The 1,325-nt window shown below is 69.1% G+C and carries 2 protein-coding genes and 1 pseudogene; 1 reads left to right on the forward strand and 2 read right to left on the reverse strand.

Going from position 1 to position 1,325, the window contains the following annotated elements:
* Positions 1 to 548: TetR/AcrR family transcriptional regulator (locus tag AC1D01_RS34965; protein WP_477874153.1), on the reverse strand; the 548-nt coding region annotated here is incomplete at its 3' end.
* Positions 549 to 654: 106 nt separating this feature from the next.
* On the opposite strand from AC1D01_RS34965, the gene AC1D01_RS34970 reads away from it, so the two are divergent.
* Positions 655 to 1,008, forward strand: a complete 354-nt coding sequence (locus tag AC1D01_RS34970; RefSeq protein ID WP_477874155.1) for a darcynin family protein — start codon at positions 655 to 657, stop codon at positions 1,006 to 1,008.
* On the opposite strand, the pseudogene AC1D01_RS34975 reads toward AC1D01_RS34970, so the two are convergent.
* Positions 935 to 1,325, reverse strand: a pseudogene (locus AC1D01_RS34975) (hypothetical protein); the annotation flags it as partial. The gene AC1D01_RS34970 and the pseudogene AC1D01_RS34975 overlap by 74 nt on opposite strands.

Raw genomic sequence — 1,325 nt, forward strand, 5'->3', positions numbered from 1 at the left:
GCGTGGATCAGCGCATGCACCGCGTGCATCAGCATGTAGGTGGCCAGCCGGAGATCCTCGACGACGATGTCGGCACGGTGCGCTTCCAGCAGCCCGCGCAGGCGCCGCTCGATCTCGTCGACCGATTCGTCCTCGCCGGGAAACTGGTGCAGGCCGAGCACCTGCTTCTCGAGCACGCGGTGCAGGTCGGTGTCGAGCTGGTGCGCCTTCACCGCCGATTCGATCACCCCGGCCAGCGCCTCCGGCAGCGACGAGCCGCGGTGCTGCAGCAGCGCGGCATCGAGCAGCGCGCTCATCTGCCGGCCGTGCCGGTCATGCAGCGCGGCGATCAGCGAATCCTTGTTCGGGAAGTACTGATACAGCGAGCCGACGCTGACGCCGGCCACCTCGGCCACCGCGTTCGTCGTGGTCGCGGCATAGCCGCGCTGCACCAGAACGCGAGCCGCGGCATCGAGGATCGCGTCGACGGTGGCCCGCGAGCGCGCCTGGCGCGGCGCCTTGCGGGGCGTGAGAGGGGTGCTGGGCGAGGCGGTCTGCGGTGTGGACATCGGCTTCCGGAGTGCGGGTTCTGAAATGCGAGTTTCAAATACGAATAAAAACTCGCATAGTGTCGGCAAGGCGCTTCGTTGCGTCAACTCACCTCCCACCTTCACCATGTCAAGAACGCACACTTTCTTCATGCTGTTGCAGGCCACCTCCCACTGGCGATCGCTCGATGCCGCGCGGCGCGCGGCGTTCCGCGAACGCGTGCTGGTGCTGGTGTTCGAGAACTTCCCGTCGCTGCGCCTGCGGCAGTTCGAGACCTGCGAATCGCGCTGGGACACCCAGTGCGCCGAGGTCGCGGTCTGGGAGACCCCCGACCTCGACGAGTACCACGCCGCGGTCGAGGCGCTGCACGGATGCGAGTACTTCGGCCTGCCGTACTTCGAGGTCATCAACGTGATCCCGACGCACGGAGAGTGCTGGCGAGAGGACGATTTCGCGGTGTCCCAGTCGTGCGCGCTGTGAGCACCGGCGGCGGCGCCAGGTGATCGAGCGCCCGCCGCACCGTGTCGAGCGGGCTCGCGGCGGCCTGGCCGATCGGCGCGGCGAGGTCCCAGTGCACGATCTTCAGCCACATCGCCGCCCGCAGCGACTCGCCGGTGGCGAGCCAGCCTTCGTCGAGGCAGCCATTGAGCATGCGCTTGCCGGCCTCGAACAGGTCGGCCGGCTCGAAGCGGCCGCGCGCATGGTGCAGGCAGACCGCGTAGGCGAACTCGCGCGGGCGCGGCAGGCGGGTCAGCACCGCATGCGCCGGCGCCGAGGCGCGCAGCGCCAGCTGGCTC

This window comes from Rhizobacter sp. P3_B12 (assembly GCF_056402895.1).

Bases quoted from the DNA above. Each gene is read 5' to 3' on its own strand.
- AC1D01_RS34970 (WP_477874155.1), top strand. From the start codon at position 655: ATGTCAAGAACGCACACTTTCTTCATGCTGTTGCAGGCCACCTCCCAC.